The 1302-nt window shown below is 45.5% G+C and carries 2 protein-coding genes and 1 pseudogene; all 3 read right to left on the reverse strand.

Going from position 1 to position 1302, the window contains the following annotated elements; translation table 11 throughout:
* Nucleotides 1–138: 138 nt before the first annotated feature.
* Nucleotides 139–402, reverse strand: a complete 264-nt coding sequence (gene rpsT, locus ABF86_RS11955) for a 30S ribosomal protein S20 (RefSeq protein WP_011634720.1) — start codon at nucleotides 400–402, stop codon at nucleotides 139–141.
* A gap of 304 nt (nucleotides 403–706) precedes the next feature.
* Nucleotides 707–988, reverse strand: a pseudogene (locus tag ABF86_RS11960) (transposase); the annotation flags it as partial.
* A 20-nt stretch (nucleotides 989–1008) separates the two neighbouring features.
* Nucleotides 1009–1302: transcriptional regulator (locus tag ABF86_RS11965; RefSeq protein WP_160803643.1), on the reverse strand; the 294-nt coding region annotated here is incomplete at its 5' end.

Consider the following 1302-nt stretch of genomic DNA (forward strand, 5'->3'; position numbering starts at 1 on the left):
CAACAGGCCCGCACACAGCAGCATCCCCTTCAAATACTCCCCTAATCTCATCTCTCTCTCCTTTGTAGCTGTTCTATCAACATTTTATACTTCCATTTCTGGAAATTTTTTTGATACGCAGATTTTAGTTTCAGTAACTCAACCCATTGCCTTAACTGCACCAGAAAGACGACTCTTATGTCTCGATGCTTTATTTTTGTGGATTATTCCTTTGCTTGCGATCGAATCAATAATACTGACTGATTTTCTGAACACAGTCTCGGCCAGATTTTTGTCACCAGCCACTATTGCCTTTCTGACGCTTTTAATCGCAGTACGCAGCCTGGATCGCAATCCAGAGTTTCGCTCTCGCTGCTTGATATTTTGCCTCACCCGCTTTTTAGCTTGCGCTGTATTTGCCATATGATTCTTTTGTTCTCCATTAAATTTTTAATACGCTGCCTATCAATGCCTCGAACCGCGCGATTTTACTTTCATTTCCAGCTTATTGCAAAGATCGGTTACACAATTTTGCCGAGATGCACACTGGATAATTCATTTTGACTGAAAGATTATACGAATTGTATCCGGCATAAATTATTTTTAGGAGCATCTGTGCCAATAACCATCATTGATCCAAAAATTATGATTTCTTTAATTTTCCTGAGATTTTATCAATTCTAGGCAAAACACAACTTTTTCTGGCTATTTTTTGTTTCAAGACGCACTAAAGCATTTTTAATTTATTTACACATCCACATGAAGCGAAGTAGTTGGCACACTCCTCCGGAGTGAACAGATCCAACACTTTGCCGATCTGTGCCCATAAGGCATCCATGGTTCGTTTGGCGGCTTTGCGTAATAGGGCTTTGAGTTTGGAGAACATTTTCTCGATTGGATTCAGATCAGGCGAATACGGCGGTAAGTAGAGCAGCGTGGCACCTGCCGCTTCAATGGCTGCGCGGACGCCTGGAACCTTGTGACAAGACAGGTTGTCGGCCACCACAATGCTGCTACTCGCGGGCCCACTCAGTTCGTGCCCGGCGTCCGTCTGTGCGCGATTGCTCGCTGGCGTGCAGGGTTTTTTTTAAAACTCAACCCCCATTTGTTCAGTTGATGCCATAGCGCCGGCACCTTGATCTGAATGCCTTCTGCAGCCAACCGTTCACTGAGCTCGACAAGCGTTAGATCCGGCGTGGCTTCTATCCATTGCCGAATCTGCGCTTCCTTGTGCGCAATGCGGGATCGCCGATAACCTCCCATCGGCAAACTATGGCGCTGGCCTTCTTCTTTCCATCGCTTGCGTACCTGATACACCCACAC

The organism is Nitrosomonas sp. GH22 (assembly GCF_009833115.1).
In the GTDB taxonomy this organism is placed as follows: Bacteria; Pseudomonadota; Gammaproteobacteria; order Burkholderiales; family Nitrosomonadaceae; genus Nitrosomonas; species Nitrosomonas eutropha.

Bases quoted from the DNA above. Each gene is read 5' to 3' on its own strand.
- rpsT (WP_011634720.1), bottom strand. From the start codon at position 402: ATGGCAAATACAGCGCAAGCTAAAAAGCGGGTGAGGCAAAATATCAAG.